Origin of the sequence: Arthrobacter sp. B0490, assembly GCF_002929355.1 — a bacterium.
In the GTDB taxonomy this organism is placed as follows: Bacteria; Actinomycetota; Actinomycetes; order Actinomycetales; family Micrococcaceae; genus Arthrobacter_D.
This window is the reverse complement of record NZ_PJIR01000195.1, coordinates 1-506: the sequence shown is the minus strand read 5'-3', so window position 1 is coordinate 506 and position 506 is coordinate 1. Positions and strand designations below refer to the sequence as shown.

Sequence of the window (506 nt, the reverse complement as noted above, 5' to 3'; positions counted from 1 at the left end):
CGGATCACTCAACCCGCCCGGTTGAGTCCCTTTTTCTACGGATGCTCGGCCTGCCGTCGTATCCGGTCTGCCTGTAATAACTGAGAGGTTCCTTGCATGTGTGGCATTGTCGGCATCGTCGGTAAGTCGAACGTCAATCAGGCGCTGTATGACGCGCTTACCGTACTGCAGCACCGCGGCCAGGATGCAGCCGGTATCGTCACGAGCCATGACGGCCGGCTGTTTCTGCGCAAGGATAACGGCCTGGTTCGCGACGTCTTTCAGCAGCGCCATATGCAGCGCCTGGTCGGCAACATGGGGATCGGCCACATCCGTTACCCCACCGCGGGGAGCTCCAGTTCCGCCGAGGCACAGCCGTTCTACGTCAACTCGCCTTACGGCATTACCCTGGCGCACAACGGCAACCTGACCAATTTCAAATATCTGCACAGCCAGCTGGTCGGCGAAGGTGCGATCTTTCAGTCCACGTCGGACTCGGAGGTCATCCTCCACCTGATCGCCCGCAG

The 506-nt window shown here is 60.1% G+C and carries 1 pseudogene; it reads left to right on the top strand.

Annotation, left to right across the window (positions count from 1 at the left end):
- Positions 1–96: 96 nt before the first annotated feature.
- A pseudogene (locus tag CXQ97_RS21390) lies at positions 97–506 on the top strand (amidophosphoribosyltransferase); the annotation flags it as partial.